10 protein-coding genes are annotated in these 15,668 nt (G+C 59.9%); 8 read left to right on the forward strand and 2 right to left on the reverse strand.

What is annotated here, in order from left to right:
* Positions 1-52: 52 nt before the first annotated feature.
* Positions 53-1,324 carry a DUF2254 domain-containing protein gene (locus GOW72_RS02990; RefSeq protein ID WP_170365020.1) on the reverse strand — a complete coding sequence of 424 codons (1,272 nt, stop codon included), beginning with the start codon at positions 1,322-1,324 and terminating at the stop codon, positions 53-55.
* A 332-nt stretch (positions 1,325-1,656) separates the two neighbouring features.
* On the opposite strand from GOW72_RS02990, the gene rplJ reads away from it, so the two are divergent.
* The 6 genes from rplJ to GOW72_RS03020 all read left to right on the forward strand — a co-directional run bounded on the left by rplJ (position 1,657) and on the right by GOW72_RS03020 (position 13,632).
* Positions 1,657-2,175, forward strand: a complete 519-nt coding sequence (gene rplJ, locus GOW72_RS02995; RefSeq protein ID WP_093964423.1) for a 50S ribosomal protein L10 — start codon at positions 1,657-1,659, stop codon at positions 2,173-2,175.
* A 79-nt stretch (positions 2,176-2,254) separates the two neighbouring features.
* Positions 2,255-2,632: a 50S ribosomal protein L7/L12 gene (rplL, locus tag GOW72_RS03000; RefSeq protein ID WP_093964343.1), complete on the forward strand. Its 378-nt coding sequence runs from the start codon at positions 2,255-2,257 to the stop codon at positions 2,630-2,632.
* Between the two features lie 251 nt (positions 2,633-2,883).
* Positions 2,884-7,020: a DNA-directed RNA polymerase subunit beta gene (rpoB, locus tag GOW72_RS03005; protein WP_170365022.1), complete on the forward strand. Its 4,137-nt coding sequence runs from the start codon at positions 2,884-2,886 to the stop codon at positions 7,018-7,020.
* A 50-nt stretch (positions 7,021-7,070) separates the two neighbouring features.
* The gene (gene rpoC / locus GOW72_RS03010) at positions 7,071-11,312 is read left to right on the forward strand and encodes a DNA-directed RNA polymerase subunit beta' (RefSeq protein WP_170341438.1); all 4,242 of its coding nucleotides are present in this window, start codon (positions 7,071-7,073) and stop codon (positions 11,310-11,312) included.
* A 195-nt stretch (positions 11,313-11,507) separates the two neighbouring features.
* The gene (locus GOW72_RS03015) at positions 11,508-12,617 is read left to right on the forward strand and encodes an HlyD family secretion protein (RefSeq protein WP_170365024.1); all 1,110 of its coding nucleotides are present in this window, start codon (positions 11,508-11,510) and stop codon (positions 12,615-12,617) included.
* 145 nt (positions 12,618-12,762) lie between these two features.
* Positions 12,763-13,632 carry a DMT family transporter gene (locus GOW72_RS03020; RefSeq protein ID WP_093964424.1) on the forward strand — a complete coding sequence of 290 codons (870 nt, stop codon included), beginning with the start codon at positions 12,763-12,765 and terminating at the stop codon, positions 13,630-13,632.
* Here the strand turns inward: GOW72_RS03020 and GOW72_RS03025 are convergent.
* Positions 13,617-14,423 carry a putative rhamnosyl transferase gene (locus tag GOW72_RS03025; protein ID WP_170365025.1) on the reverse strand — a complete coding sequence of 269 codons (807 nt, stop codon included), beginning with the start codon at positions 14,421-14,423 and terminating at the stop codon, positions 13,617-13,619. The two genes, GOW72_RS03020 and GOW72_RS03025, sit on opposite strands and share 16 nt — an antisense overlap.
* A gap of 374 nt (positions 14,424-14,797) precedes the next feature.
* On the opposite strand from GOW72_RS03025, the gene rpsL reads away from it, so the two are divergent.
* Positions 14,798-15,169, forward strand: coding sequence for a 30S ribosomal protein S12 (gene rpsL / locus GOW72_RS03030; protein ID WP_005980675.1), 372 nt, complete (start codon positions 14,798-14,800; stop codon positions 15,167-15,169).
* A 15-nt stretch (positions 15,170-15,184) separates the two neighbouring features.
* Complete coding sequence (gene rpsG, locus GOW72_RS03035; RefSeq protein ID WP_093964348.1) at positions 15,185-15,655, forward strand: 30S ribosomal protein S7; 471 nt, start codon at positions 15,185-15,187, stop codon at positions 15,653-15,655.
* The last annotated feature ends 13 nt before the right edge of the window (positions 15,656-15,668 follow it).

Genomic DNA, 15,668 nt, shown 5'->3' on the forward strand with positions numbered 1-15,668 from the left:
TTCGGAAATTCGAACCCCGGGCGGTCATCCTGCCCGGGGTTTTCTTTTGCTCTCAAATAGCAGGTTCGACTGTGACCTGATTGGGTATTTCGCGCACGCGTGCCTTGTCGGCCTCCAGCCTGAGGTCGCGCTCGGCAACGGTCAATGCCTGGTTCGCAGCCGCGTGGGCCGCGGTTGTCATTGCACCGTCTTGAGTCTGCGTTAGTCGGGTCAGCGCGCTGAGAATGGCCTCGTGGACTTCGACCTTGTCACCGGCATCCCGGGAAATGGCCGCATAAGCGTCACGTAGGAACGTGTCGATCGCGATCTCCGGGGCATGGATCCTCGGGAACTGCGGGTCGGCGGGTTGGGTGGGCCGCGAGCCAAGTGGCAGGAGAACCCGCAGCAACCTCTCGACCATCTGAATTGCCGTCATCGGGTCGTTGATACCCGGCGAGAGCGCGCGCTGTGCGATTTCCGACAGGGTTTGAATGCCAAAGCGGGGGTCTTGATTGAAGCTGCGCTCGGTCCCGATCACGAAGGCTTCCCGGATGGTTTCACCATCCATTTTCCGGGTCGCTCTGGCCAGGGGTTGGCCTTCGGTCACGAATTGCCCCGGCAGCGCCATGATCCAGATCTCGCAGTCATTCTCTTCGGCGCAGGAATTCAGCATGCCGACATCCACGTGGCGCACGTTCCCTGTCGAACTGGCCCGCACGTCGTGCCCGGTTCGCGGAACATCCGCGGCGGCTTGATATGGAATGGCGCCGAGGCACGGTAGTTCCATGGCTCGGGTCATGGTGTCCCTGGCGTTTTTTTCTATCTTGCGTGCCGTTTCGGAGATGCTGCCATAGCTGGGCAACTGGTCGATCCAGAGCAAGAGCGCCAGTGTCACCAAAAAGATCACCACCAAGGTGAACGCAAGCGCAACGGCGATGGATTGCTGGGTGTAGACCCCGGTTTCGACAAGGATCAGCGATACGAGCGCGAAGATGAATGCGCCGAGAAACGTGGCCAGCACGTTTTGCGAGACACTGTCTTCTTCGATCACCTGCTGGGCGCGCGGGGAGGACTGGTTCGAGGCCCATCGCTGTGCCGCGACCATGATCGACAGCGAAAAGGTCGTGACCGCCAGCATGGATGACGCCAGAATGCCGAGGATCTTTGCCACGGCCTCGGTGCTCAGCCGTTGTGCGAGAAAGTCGGGGACGAAGCCGCCGAGGTAGGTGCCAATCCCCGCGCTGACCACGGCGAGAGCGGCAATCAGGCTGGTTCGAACCCATAATTGGCGAGAAATCTGACGAAACAGGAATTGCGGCTTGGAAATGGATTTCAACTTGATCATGCGTTGATCCTGTTCGGGTTTGCGGTCATTGTCCACCGGCTTGGGGTTCGGGCCAATTTACCCCTTGGAAACCCCGGCCATCTGCCCTAAAGAGGGCTGCGGAATAAAGCGTGCGATTCGTCGTGCGCTTTATTTCGTTTCGTCCAAGACGGTGGGTGGGTCCTTCCGGCCCCTTAATTCCCTGCCTGAGACGGGTAAGACCAAAGAATTTCGAGGGTCCTGACCCTCGGGCGCATTTTGGCCAATCCCGTAACAACGGACCTGAACGCCGGGGCGCAGCCCTCGGCAAATATGAGCCGGGGTGAAACATCGCCCCTAACTTGGAGAGAACTGTGGATAGAGCCCAGAAAGAGAAAGTGGTCGAGGAACTCGGCCAAATCTTCGAAAGCTCTGGCGTCGTAGTGGTTGCTCACTACGCCGGTCTGACAGTTGCCGAGATGCAGGACCTTCGCGCACGTGCTCGTGACGCGGGCGGCTCCGTGCGTGTTGCCAAGAACAGGCTCGCCAAAATCGCCCTCGACGGTAAGCCATGTGCGAGCATTGCTGACCTGCTGACGGGTATGACTGTTCTGACCTATTCCGAGGACCCCGTGGCAGCAGCCAAGGTGGCCGAGGACTTCGCCAAGGAGAACCAGAAGTTCGAGATCCTTGGCGGTGCAATGGGCGAGAACGCTCTGGACCGGGCTGGTGTCACAGCCGTGTCGAAAATGCCGTCGCGTGAAGAGCTTATTGCTTCGATCGTGGGCTGCATCGGCGCGCCTGCTTCGAACATCGCCGGTGCAATTGGCGCACCTGCAAGCAACATCGCAAGCATCCTTTCCACCATCGAAGAGAAGGCGGAAGCTGCGTAAGCGGTTGGCACTGAATGATCTGCGTGGGGCACATGCCCTGACGTTGGAACACACACTGTAAACGGAAAGAGCTGATACAATGGCTGATCTGAAGAAACTGGCAGAAGAGATCGTTGGTCTGACCCTGCTGGAAGCACAAGAACTGAAAACCATCCTCAAGGACGAGTACGGCATCGAGCCCGCAGCTGGCGGCGCCGTCATGGTCGCAGGCGCAGCTGGCGATGCCGGCGGTGCAGCTGAGGAAGAGAAAACCGAATTCGACGTCGTTCTGAAGAACGCCGGCGCTTCGAAAATCAACGTCATCAAAGAAGTTCGCGGCATCACCGGCCTGGGCCTGAAAGAAGCCAAGGAACTGGTCGAAGCCGGCGGCAAGATCAAAGAAGGCGTGGACAAGGCAGAAGCCGAAGAGATCAAGGGCAAGCTGGAAGCAGCTGGCGCCGAGGTCGAGCTGGCCTAAGCCTGTCTTTCGGTGCATCGCGGATGCGCCGTGGAATTTGGCTGGGCCCGGAGAAATCCGGGTCCAGCCGAACCTGTCTTAGAAAGGGCCTCATGTGCTGGGGCGTTTTCTAAGACGCGGTTCGCGGATCGGGAGGCTACCATTCGGGACGGTGGCCACGAATTGATCCGGACGTGTCGTCTCGTATGTGCAAGGCGCCGGGGCCCGACGGTGTTTTTGCCCGCTGAGAACATCGAAAGGTGACATCTGACATGGCTCAATCGTTCCTTGGCCAGAAACGTCTTCGGAAATACTACGGCAAAATCCGCGAAGTCCTGGAAATGCCGAACCTCATCGAGGTCCAGAAATCCTCCTATGATCTATTCCTGCGCTCTGGCGATGCCGACCAGCCGACCGACGGCGAAGGTATCAATGGCGTGTTCCAATCGGTCTTTCCGATCAAGGATTTCAACGAAACTTCCGTGCTGGAATTCGTGAAATACGAGCTGGAAAAGCCGAAATACGACGTTGAAGAGTGCATGCAGCGCGATATGACCTACAGCGCGCCGCTGAAGGTCACTCTGCGCCTGATCGTGTTTGATGTCGACGAAGACACCGGGGCCAAATCGGTCAAGGACATCAAGGAACAGGACGTGTTCATGGGCGACATGCCCCTGATGACGCCGAACGGCACCTTCATCGTGAACGGCACCGAGCGCGTGATCGTGTCCCAGATGCACCGGTCGCCCGGTGTGTTCTTCGACCACGACAAGGGCAAGACTCACTCCTCGGGCAAGCTGCTGTTTGCCTGCCGCATTATCCCGTACCGCGGCAGCTGGCTGGACTTCGAGTTCGACGCCAAGGACATCGTCTACGCACGCATCGACCGTCGCCGCAAACTGCCGGTGACCACGCTGCTCTTTGCCCTGGGCCTGGACCAGGAAGCGATCATGGACGCGTATTACGACACCGTGTCCTACAAGCTGAACAAGAAGAAGGGCTGGGTCACCCCGTTCTTCCCCGAACGTGTGCGCGGCACCCGTCCCACCTATGACCTGATCGACGCAAAAAGCGGTGAAGTGATTGCCGAAGCCGGCAAGAAGGTCACCCCGCGCGCGGTCAAGCAGCTGATCGACGAGGGCAAGGTCACCGACCTTCTGGTGCCGTTCGACCACATCGTCGGCAAGTTCGTTGCCAAGGACATCATCAATGAAGAAACCGGTGCGATCTATGTCGAAGCCGGTGATGAGCTGACCCTAGAATATGACAAGGATGGCGAGCTGATCGGCGGCACCGTGAAGGAGCTGATCGATGCCGGCATCACCGATATTCCGGTTCTGGACATCGACAACATCAACGTCGGTCCGTACATCCGCAACACCATGGCGCAGGACAAGAACATGGGCCGCGAAAGCGCGCTGATGGACATCTACCGCGTCATGCGCCCGGGCGAGCCGCCCACCGTCGAGGCCGCGTCGGCTCTGTTCGACACTCTGTTCTTCGACAGCGAGCGCTATGATCTGTCGGCCGTTGGCCGCGTGAAGATGAACATGCGCCTGAACCTGGATGCTCCGGACACCCTGCGGACTCTGCGCCGCGAAGACATCGTGGCCTGCATCAAGGCACTGGTCGAGCTTCGTGACGGCAAAGGCGACGTGGACGACATCGACCACTTAGGCAACCGTCGTGTGCGCTCGGTCGGTGAACTGATGGAAAACCAGTACCGCGTCGGCCTGCTGCGCATGGAACGCGCCATCAAAGAGCGCATGTCGTCGGTCGAGATCGACACCGTCATGCCGCAGGACCTGATCAACGCGAAACCGGCGGCGGCCGCCGTGCGTGAATTCTTCGGCAGCTCGCAGCTGTCGCAGTTCATGGACCAGACCAACCCGCTGTCGGAAGTCACCCACAAACGCCGCCTGTCGGCGCTTGGCCCGGGTGGTCTGACGCGCGAGCGTGCGGGTTTTGAGGTGCGCGACGTGCACCCAACCCACTATGGCCGGATGTGCCCGATTGAAACGCCTGAAGGTCCGAACATCGGTCTGATCAACTCGCTGGCCACCTTTGCCCGCGTGAACAAATACGGTTTCATCGAAACCCCCTATCGCGTTGTGAAAGGCGGGCAGGTGACCGACGAGGTCCACTACATGTCCGCGACCGAGGAGATGCGTCACACCGTGGCTCAGGCCAACGCGACGCTGGATACGGATGGCAAGTTCATCAACGATCTGGTCTCGACCCGTCAGGCCGGTGACTACACGCTTGCCCCGCGCGAAAATGTGGACCTGATCGACGTGTCGCCGAAACAGCTGGTTTCGGTTGCTGCATCGCTGATCCCGTTCCTTGAAAATGACGACGCCAACCGCGCTCTGATGGGCTCGAACATGCAACGTCAGGCGGTTCCGCTGCTGCGGGCCGAGGCGCCGCTGGTCGGTACCGGGATTGAGGAAAAGGTTGCGATCGACTCGGGTGCTGCGATCCAGGCGAAACGTGCCGGCATCATCGACCAGGTTGATGCCCAGCGTATCGTTATCCGCGCCACCGAAGATCTGGAGCTGGGCGATGCCGGCGTTGACATCTATCGTCTGCGCAAATTCCAGCGGTCGAACCAGAACACCTGCATTAACCAGCGTCCGCTGATCAAGGTGGGTGACACCGTCCAGAAGGGCGAAGTCATTGCCGATGGTCCGTCGACCGATATGGGTGAACTGGCCTTGGGTAAGAACGTGGTCGTCGCGTTCATGCCGTGGAACGGTTACAACTACGAAGACTCGATCCTGATCTCGGAACGTATCGCACGTGACGACGTCTTTACCTCGGTCCATATCGAGGAATTCGAAGTCGCCGCCCGTGACACCAAGCTGGGTCCGGAAGAGATCACCCGCGACATCCCGAACGTCGGTGAAGAAGCGCTGCGCAACCTCGACGAGGCGGGCATCGTTTACATCGGTGCGGATGTTGAGCCGGGCGATATTCTGGTAGGCAAGATCACTCCGAAGGGCGAAAGCCCGATGACCCCGGAAGAAAAGCTGCTGCGCGCCATCTTTGGTGAAAAGGCATCTGACGTGCGCGATACCTCGCTGCGCGTGAAACCGGGCGATTACGGTACGGTCGTCGAAGTCCGCGTCTTCAACCGTCACGGCGTCGAGAAAGACGAGCGTGCGCTGCAGATCGAGCGTGAGGAAGTCGAACGTCTGGCCCGTGACCGGGACGACGAACTGGCGATCCTCGACCGCAACATCTATGCGCGTCTCAAGTCGATGATCCTGGGCAAAACCGCCGTCAAGGGGCCGAAAGGCGTCAAGGCGGGCTCGGAGATCACCGAAGAGCTGCTCGAGTCGCTGACCCGCGGTCAGTGGTGGCAGCTGGCGCTGGAAGACGAGAAGGACGCCCAGATCGTCGAGGCTCTGAACGAGCAGTACGAGGTGCAGAAACGCGCCCTGGATGCCCGTTTCGAAGACAAGGTCGAGAAGGTCCGCCGTGGCGACGACCTGCCGCCGGGCGTGATGAAGATGGTCAAGGTCTTCATCGCCGTGAAGCGCAAGCTGCAGCCGGGCGACAAGATGGCCGGCCGTCACGGGAACAAGGGTGTGATCTCGAAGGTCGTGCCGATGGAGGACATGCCGTTCCTTGCGGATGGTACTCCGGTCGACTTCTGTCTGAACCCTCTGGGCGTGCCGTCGCGTATGAACGTCGGTCAGATCCTTGAAACCCACATGGGTTGGGCCGCGCGCGGTCTGGGTCTGAAGATCGACGAGGCGCTGCAGGAATACCGCCGCTCGGGCGACCTGACACCGGTCCGTGACGCGATGAAACACGCCTATGGCGAGGATGTCTACGAAGAGGGCATCAGCGGCATGGACGAAGATCAGCTGATCGAAGCGGCCAGCAACGTGACCCGCGGTGTTCCGATCGCAACCCCGGTCTTTGACGGCGCCAAAGAGGCCGACGTCAACGACGCGCTGATCCGCGCCGGTTTCTCGGAAAGCGGTCAGTCGATCCTGTTCGACGGCCGCACCGGCGAGAAGTTCGCGCGTCCGGTGACCGTGGGCATCAAGTATCTGCTGAAACTGCACCACCTGGTGGACGACAAGATCCACGCGCGTTCGACCGGGCCGTACAGCCTGGTGACCCAGCAGCCGCTGGGCGGCAAGGCGCAGTTCGGTGGTCAGCGCTTTGGTGAGATGGAGGTCTGGGCTCTGGAAGCTTACGGCGCCGCCTACACCCTGCAGGAGATGCTCACCGTGAAATCGGATGACGTCGCCGGCCGGACCAAGGTCTATGAGTCGATCGTCAAGGGCGAGGATAACTTCGAGGCGGGCGTACCGGAATCGTTCAACGTTCTGGTTAAAGAAGTCCGTGGCCTCGGCCTGAATATGGAACTCCTGGATGCGGAGGTTGAGGAGTAAGGGCGCTGCCCTTTCTCCCGTCCCCCCTTCCGCAAGATTTGAGGTAACAAATGAACCAGGAAATCACCAACAACCCGTTCAACCCGCTGACGCCGCCCAAGGTTTTCGACGAGATCAAGGTCTCGCTGGCGTCGCCCGAGCGGATCCTGTCTTGGTCCTATGGCGAGATCAAGAAGCCCGAAACCATCAACTACCGGACGTTCAAGCCCGAGCGTGACGGCCTGTTCTGCGCGCGTATCTTTGGCCCGATCAAAGACTACGAATGCCTGTGCGGCAAATACAAGCGGATGAAGTATCGCGGCGTTGTCTGCGAGAAATGCGGTGTGGAAGTCACCCTGCAGAAGGTTCGCCGCGAGCGTATGGGCCACATCGAACTGGCCGCGCCCGTCGCTCACATCTGGTTCCTGAAATCGCTGCCTTCCCGCATCGGTCTGATGCTGGACATGACGCTGCGCGATCTGGAACGCGTTCTGTACTTTGAAAACTACGTCGTCATCGAGCCCGGTCTGACGGACCTGACCTACGGCCAGATGCTGACCGAAGAAGAGTACATGGACGCGCAGGATGCTTATGGCATGGACGCGTTCACCGCGAATATCGGTGCCGAAGCCATCCGTGAGATGCTGGCCCAGATCGATCTGGAAGCCGAAGCCGAGCAGCTGCGCGCTGATCTGGCCGAAGCAACCGGCGAGTTGAAGCCCAAGAAGATCATCAAGCGTCTGAAGGTTGTTGAATCCTTCCTCGAGTCGGGCAACCGCCCCGAGTGGATGGTGATGACCGTGATTCCGGTCATTCCGCCGGAACTGCGTCCGCTGGTTCCGCTGGATGGTGGCCGTTTTGCGACTTCGGACCTGAATGACCTTTATCGCCGCGTCATCAACCGGAACAACCGTCTGAAGCGTCTGATCGAGCTTCGCGCGCCTGACATCATCGTCCGCAACGAAAAGCGGATGCTGCAGGAATCCGTGGATGCTCTGTTCGACAACGGCCGTCGTGGCCGCGTGATCACCGGCGCCAACAAGCGTCCGCTGAAATCGCTGTCGGACATGCTGAAAGGCAAGCAGGGCCGCTTCCGTCAGAACCTTCTGGGTAAGCGCGTCGACTTTTCGGGCCGTTCGGTCATCGTGACCGGCCCCGAGCTCAAGCTGCACCAGTGTGGTCTGCCCAAGAAGATGGCGCTGGAACTGTTCAAGCCGTTCATCTACTCGCGCCTTGAAGCCAAGGGTCTGTCTTCGACCGTGAAGCAGGCGAAGAAACTGGTCGAGAAAGAGCGTCCCGAAGTGTGGGATATCCTTGACGAGGTGATCCGCGAACACCCTGTCATGCTGAACCGTGCGCCGACGCTGCACCGTCTTGGCATTCAGGCGTTCGAACCGGTTCTGATCGAAGGTAAAGCCATCCAGCTGCACCCGCTGGTCTGTTCGGCCTTCAACGCCGACTTCGACGGTGACCAGATGGCCGTTCACGTCCCGCTGAGCCTTGAGGCGCAGCTGGAAGCGCGTGTTCTGATGATGTCGACGAACAACGTTCTGTCGCCTGCAAACGGCGCTCCGATCATCGTTCCGTCGCAGGACATGATCCTGGGTCTCTACTACGTGACCCTGGAACGCGAAGGCATGCCCGGCGAAGGCAAGGTCTTTGGTTCGATCGACGAAGTCCAGCACGCGCTGGACGCGGGCGAGGTGCACCTGCACTCGAAAATCACGGCGCGGATCACCCAGATCGACGAAGAAGGCAACGAGGTTCAGAAGCGTTTTGAAACCACGCCGGGCCGTGTTCGCTTGGGGGCTCTGCTGCCCAAGAACAACAAGGCACCGTTTGAACTGGTCAACCGCCTGTTGCGGAAGAAAGAAGTGCAACAGGTGATCGACACCGTCTACCGCTACTGCGGCCAGAAAGAGTCGGTGATCTTCTGCGACCAGATCATGTCGATGGGCTTCAAGGAAGCTTTCAAGGCCGGTATTTCGTTCGGCAAGGACGACATGGTGATCCCCGAGGACAAGTGGGGCATCGTGGACGAAACCCGCGAACAGGTGAAAGACTTCGAACAGCAGTACATGGACGGCCTGATCACTCAGGGCGAAAAGTACAACAAGGTTGTCGATGCCTGGTCGAAGTGTAACGACCGCGTAACCGAAGCCATGATGCGCACCATCTCGGCCGTGGCCAAGGATGAGGGCGGCGCCGACAAAGAGCCGAACTCGGTCTACATGATGGCGCACTCCGGTGCGCGTGGCTCGGTGACCCAGATGAAGCAGCTGGGCGGCATGCGCGGCCTGATGGCCAAGCCGAACGGCGACATCATCGAGACGCCGATCATCTCGAACTTCAAGGAAGGTCTGACCGTTCTTGAATACTTCAACTCGACCCACGGTGCCCGTAAGGGTCTGTCGGATACCGCTCTGAAGACGGCGAACTCGGGCTACCTGACCCGTCGTCTTGTTGACGTGGCGCAGGATTGCATCGTGCGCGAGGTTGATTGTGGAACCGACCGTGCGATCACGGCCGAAGCTGCGGTCAATGACGGCGAAGTCGTCGCATCGCTGGCGGAACGCGTTCTGGGCCGTGTGGCCGCAGATGACGTTCTGCGTCCGGGAACCGACGAGGTCATCGTCGCCGCCGGACAGCTGATCGACGAACGCATGGCCGATACGATCGACGAGGCCGGTGTTGCCTCGATGCGCATCCGCTCACCTCTGACCTGTGAGTCCGAGGAAGGTGTCTGTGCAACCTGCTACGGTCGTGACCTTGCACGCGGGACCATGGTGAACACCGGTGAGGCTGTCGGCATCATCGCCGCGCAGTCGATCGGTGAACCGGGTACGCAGCTGACGATGCGGACCTTCCACATCGGTGGTGTTGCGCAAGGTGGTCAGCAGTCGTTCCAGGAAGCGAACCAGGACGGTGTCGTCGCCTTTGAGAACCCGCAGATTCTGGTCAATGCCGCCGGCGAAAGCCTGGTCATGGGCCGGAACATGAAGCTGGTGATCAACGACGAACACGGCGAAGAGCGCGCCAGCTTCAAGCTGGGCTACGGCTCGAAGCTGTTCGTCAAGGAAGGCACCAAGGTCAAGCGCGGCGACAAGCTGTTCGAGTGGGACCCCTACACCCTGCCGATCATCGCCGAGAAAGCCGGTACTGCAAAATACGTCGACCTGGTTTCGGGCATTGCTGTCCGCGACGAGACCGACGATGCAACCGGCATGACCCAGAAGATCGTGATCGACTGGCGCGCCGCCCCCAAAGGCAGCGATCTGAAGCCCGAGATCATTCTGGTGGACGACAACGGCGAGCCGGTCCGCAACGATGCGGGCAACCCGGTTCACTATCCGATGTCTGTGGACGCGATCCTGTCGGTCGAAGACGGTCAGAAGATCGAAGCCGGTGACGTTGTTGCGCGTATCCCGCGTGAAGGCGCCAAGACCAAGGACATCACCGGTGGTCTGCCGCGTGTGGCCGAACTGTTCGAAGCGCGTCGTCCGAAAGATCACGCAATCATCGCGGAAGCCGATGGTTACGTGCGCTTTGGCCGCGACTACAAGAACAAGCGCCGCATCAGCATCGAGCCGGTCGACGAGTCGCTGGAGACGATCGAGTACATGGTGCCCAAGGGCAAGCACATCCCGGTGCAGGAAGGCGACTTCGTGCAGAAGGGTGACTACATCATGGACGGCAACCCGGCTCCGCATGACATCCTGTCGATCATGGGTGTCGAGGCGCTGGCCGATTACATGATCAACGAGGTGCAAGAGGTCTACCGCCTGCAGGGCGTGAAGATCAACGACAAGCACATCGAAGTCATCGTGCGCCAGATGCTGCAGAAGTGGGAGATCCTGGACTCGGGCGACACCACCCTGCTGAAGGGCGAGCATGTCGACAAACAGGAGTTCGACGCGGCCAACGAGAAGACCATCGCCCGCGGTGGTCGTCCGGCCCAGGGCGAGCCGATCCTTCTGGGGATCACCAAGGCTTCGCTGCAAACGCGTTCGTTCATCTCGGCGGCGTCGTTCCAGGAAACCACCCGTGTGCTGACCGAAGCTTCGGTTCAGGGCAAGAAGGACAAGCTGGTTGGCCTGAAAGAGAACGTTATCGTCGGCCGTCTGATCCCGGCCGGTACCGGTGGAGCGACACAGCGTGTCCGCCAGATCGCGCAGCAGCGTGACAATGTCGTCATTGAGGCACGTCGCGAAGAGGCCGAGGCCGCAGCCGCGCTGGCCGCTCCGATGATGGATGATGACATGGTCGGCGATGAGCTGGACTCGCTGGTGGAAACTCCGGAAAGCCGCGAATAATATCGGCGACGAGAAACTCAGAAAGGCCCTGCGGTTCCGCGGGGCCTTTTTTGTTTCGGCCGGTGCCGGAAGCGGCCAGGGTTCGATCCAAACACTGTGATTTCAAATGGAACTGCTGCATACTCAAAAATCAGAATGTGGTAATGGAATTGCTCCCGTCATCACTGTTTGGAACTCAACACGGGTCTTGATCGGATGCTCATAGTCCTTGGATTGTATTTTGGCGTGATTTGGCTGGTCTTCTCCAAGTTCAGCCTGCTGCCCTGGAATGGCTTCTGGAAGACCGTTTCATACGGTGGGGCCGCCGTCGTCGCGTTGGTTGTCATCGGCGCACTCAACCACACGGCGCCTACGGGGCCTGTGTCGGTTCTGGGTGTTCAGACAAGCATTGTGCCCAATGTCTCCGGAACGGTCGTCGAAGTTGCCGTTGAGCCGAACCAGAAGGTCAACGAAGGCGATCTCTTGTTCAGAATCGATCCCGAGTTCTACGTGCTCGAGGTAGCGCGGCTGGAGGCATCTCTGGAAGCCGCCCGGTCGGCAGCGGACCAATTGACCACGGATCTGGCGGCTGCCGAAGCCGATATCGCTTCATTGACCGCGCAACTTGTTTTTGGGCAGCAGCGGCGGGATGACATCGTTCAACTGGAAGAGCGTGGCGCATCCACCACCTTCAAACTGCAGGAAGCGGTCGCGACGATCGAACAGCTCACCGCAAGCATTCGTGCAGCAGAAGCGCGAAAAGCGGGGCTGGAGCGCCGGATCGCAGCTCAGATCGACGGTGAGGATGTTGCGGTCGTGGAGGCCGAACAGGCGCTTGCGCAGGCCGAATGGAACCTCAAGCAGACGGAAGTCTTCGCGCCGGGCGACGGGATCGTCAGTGCGGTCACGCTGCGCCCGGGCAATCGCGCGACAACCTTCCAGGGCGCATTGACCTTCATAGATCCGACGAACCACGCGTTGGTGGCCTCGCTGCCCCAATCCAGCCGATCCAATGTCGGCCTTGGCGATGAAATCCGTGTGGCGCTGCGAACCCAGCCGGGATCCGAGATCACGGGAACTATTTCGGGGTTTCCGCCGGCCCTGTCAGAGGGCGCACTGGATCTCCGCTCCGGTTTGCCCTCGATGCGCGAACTTGTCGGGATCACCAGCTTTCCGGTCCTCATCGAACTTCCTGGCGATGTACCTCTGGAAACACTTCAATTCGGCGCGTCGGGCACCGCGCTTGTGATGACAGACAAGGCCGGGCCGATTTCGCCACTTGCAGAGATACTGTTCTGGGTCACGCAGAAGCTGAACTACCTGTAGGCTGGAACACAGAAAACCGCCCCATGGCAGCGATCAGGTACAACTGCGATCGGACCAAACAACACCGAATTGGCCGGATCACAAGTTGACAATCTGCTCAGCTGAGATGCCAATGCCGGGACCAGATTGAAACCGGGCCATGGCAATGACACCGAACGTCAAAGGCGCCCTGCTGATGATGGGCAGCATGGCCGCATTCACTGTGAACGATACGCTGGTCAAGGCGGCCGGTCAGGAGGTGCCACTGTTCCAGTTGGTGGCACTGCGTGGGTTGTTGGCGACGATCCTGGTTTTTGCGCTGGCGCGGCATCTGGGGGCATTGCATCTGCGGTTTGGGCGGCACGACCGCTGGTTGGTGGCTTTTCGCTGCGTGGCGGAATTGTCGGCGACGTTCTTCTTCCTCACGGCTTTGATGCACATGCCGCTGGCCAATGTGACCGCGGTTCTGCAAGCCCTGCCGCTGACCGTAACCCTGGGTGCGGCCCTGTTCTTTTCGGAACAGATCGGGTGGCGGCGGATCATGGCCATTGCATTGGGGTTTGCAGGCATGTTGCTGATCGTGCGACCGGGTCCGGACGGATTCAGCATCTATGCCATGTATGCCTTGATTGCCGTCATCTGCGTGACGGCTCGGGATTTGATCACCCGCCGAATGTCGCCCGAGGTGCCGTCGATGGTCGTCACATTGGCAACCTCATTGACGATTACCACCGGTGCGGCAATTGCCTCGGTCTTCCAGGGTTGGGTGCCGATGACGGCCGGGTCGGGGATGTTGATTGCCTCGGCAGCAGTTTTCGTCCTGCTGGGGTATCTCTTCAGCGTCATGGTGATGCGCGTTGGCGAGGTCAGCTTTGTCGCGCCGTTCCGATACTCGAGCCTGATCTGGGCCTTGGGTCTGGGATGGGCAGTATTCGGAGATTGGCCCGACCGGATCACCATGCTGGGTGCCGCACTCGTGGTCAGCGCGGGCCTGTTCACCCTCTTTCGCGAACGGGCACTTCAGGCGTCCGAATAGGCGCGTCGGACCACCGTCTGATCGATTGCAAACCGAGTTTCGAACTGCTTTGCCAGAGCGGGGGTCAACGGTTCAAGCTTGGCCTTGCTTGTGCGGGTGTTGGGTGAGTCGTTGAACCCGTTGAGCGTGCGCACCCACATCGGCGGTTCGTTCTGGCTGATGACTGGCATGAAGTGGCCGATCTTGTGGTGGGCAAAGTTCATGATCGTCAGCTCGCACCCGCCGCGCACATACATCCCAAAACCAACACCCAGCAGGGACCGGTGAACCGGCTTGGCCTGGATTCCGCTGGCGTCGAACCGGGCAAGAAAGCCGTGATTGAAATCAATGGCAACCATCTTGTTGCGCCGTACCAGCCCTTCGGCGTCCTGAACCCCGCGGCGCAGCAATTCGACGAAATCCACCGCAATCGCATCGTCGTCATCATGACGGAATTGCAGGCATGGCAGGTCAGGGTTCATGCGTGCCCGGTTCAGGACGTCCTTCATCACAGAGCGATGCCGGCCGGGTTCCTGCGAGACGATTTGCACTTGTTTCATGCCCGAAGTCAGGTCGTTCAGACGATCACGGGCGACCCTAGGCAGGCAGGTCCCCGTCACGATCAGAAACTGAAACCGCGGATCCGTCTGGGCGCGTAGGGCGGGCAGGGCGCAGGTCTCGAACAGGCGGAACCGCTCGTCCAGACGCCGGGGGTCATACAGATAGCGCCGGCGCGCTTCGACCGACTCGTGCATGGTCTGGAACCCGCCGATGGCCGGGTAGGAGAAACGGCACAGACCAATGACTTGCATCTTCACTTCCGGTAGGAATACACCAGTGCGGACTATGCCCCGAGGGATGTGACACCGCAACCGATGTCGCTTTCGCTGCGACGCACGGCTGCAAGGCGGGCGGGCATCTGCCGGGGCTGTTGACAGTCGGGCCGACTCCCCCTATACGCCCGTCATCTCGGTACCGGGGGCCGCCCCAAAACCGATTTCAGTATTGAACTGGTCAAGGCCCGGACAATTTTGCAGTTCGCGCCCTCTGATAACCAACCGCGACGTTCACCTCGGAATGGGAACGCTCGCGGGTTTTGCGCTTGTGGACGCATTGGCGCAGCGAAGTTAGCCGCACGCAACGCGCGTGCATGTCATGTGTGTTGCAAAACGGGGAAGAAACCGGAATGCCAACTATTCAACAGCTGATCCGCAAACCGCGGCAGCCCAAAGTAAAACGCTCGAAGTCCATGCACCTGGAGCAGTGCCCGCAGAAGCGCGGCGTCTGCACCCGCGTGTATACCACCACGCCGAAGAAGCCGAACTCGGCTATGCGTAAGGTTGCCAAGGTGCGCCTGACCAACGGTTACGAAGTCATTTCGTACATCCCGGGTGAAAGCCACAACCTGCAAGAGCACTCGGTTGTTCTGATCCGTGGCGGCCGTGTGAAAGACCTTCCGGGTGTCCGCTACCACATCCTGCGTGGTGTTCTGGATACCCAGGGCGTCAAAGACCGTAAGCAACGTCGTTCGAAATACGGCGCGAAGCGTCCCAAGTAAGAAGGAGAGGCTGATATGTCACGTCGTCACGCCGCCGAAAAACGCGAAGTCCTGCCTGACGCCAAATTTGGCGACAAGGTCCTGACCAAGTTCATGAACAACCTGATGATCGACGGCAAGAAGTCGGTCGCAGAGCGTATCGTCTACAACGCCTTCGACCGCGTTGAGAGCAAGATCAAACGCGCTCCTGTCGAGGTGTTCCACGAAGCACTCGACAACATCAAGCCGTCGGTCGAGGTTCGCTCGCGCCGGGTTGGTGGTGCAACCTACCAGGTTCCGGTCGAAGTGCGCCCCGAGCGCCGCGAAGCTCTGGCCATCCGCTGGCTGATCACCGCCGCGCGCGGCCGCAACGAAAACACCATGGAAGAACGCCTCGCCGGCGAACTGCTGGACGCCGTACAGTCCCGCGGTACTGCCGTTAAGAAGCGCGAAGACACCCACAAGATGGCCGAGGCGAACAAAGCCTTCAGCCACTATCGTTGGTAATCCCAGAGGCTTA

It is taken from the genome of Ruegeria arenilitoris, from assembly GCF_013032855.1.
Lineage (GTDB): Bacteria > Pseudomonadota > Alphaproteobacteria > Rhodobacterales > Rhodobacteraceae > Ruegeria > Ruegeria arenilitoris.

Excerpts from the sequence above, each read along its gene's own strand:
- GOW72_RS03020 (WP_093964424.1), top strand. The coding sequence starts at position 12,763 with ATGACACCGAACGTCAAAGGCGCCCTGCTGATGATGGGCAGCATGGCC.
- GOW72_RS02990 (WP_170365020.1), bottom strand. The coding sequence starts at position 1,324 with ATGATCAAGTTGAAATCCATTTCCAAGCCGCAATTCCTGTTTCGTCAG.
- rpoB (WP_170365022.1), top strand. The coding sequence starts at position 2,884 with ATGGCTCAATCGTTCCTTGGCCAGAAACGTCTTCGGAAATACTACGGC.
- GOW72_RS03015 (WP_170365024.1), top strand. The coding sequence starts at position 11,508 with ATGCTCATAGTCCTTGGATTGTATTTTGGCGTGATTTGGCTGGTCTTC.
- rplL (WP_093964343.1), top strand. The coding sequence starts at position 2,255 with ATGGCTGATCTGAAGAAACTGGCAGAAGAGATCGTTGGTCTGACCCTG.
- GOW72_RS03025 (WP_170365025.1), bottom strand. The coding sequence starts at position 14,423 with ATGCAAGTCATTGGTCTGTGCCGTTTCTCCTACCCGGCCATCGGCGGG.
- rpoC (WP_170341438.1), top strand. The coding sequence starts at position 7,071 with ATGAACCAGGAAATCACCAACAACCCGTTCAACCCGCTGACGCCGCCC.
- rpsL (WP_005980675.1), top strand. The coding sequence starts at position 14,798 with ATGCCAACTATTCAACAGCTGATCCGCAAACCGCGGCAGCCCAAAGTA.
- rpsG (WP_093964348.1), top strand. The coding sequence starts at position 15,185 with ATGTCACGTCGTCACGCCGCCGAAAAACGCGAAGTCCTGCCTGACGCC.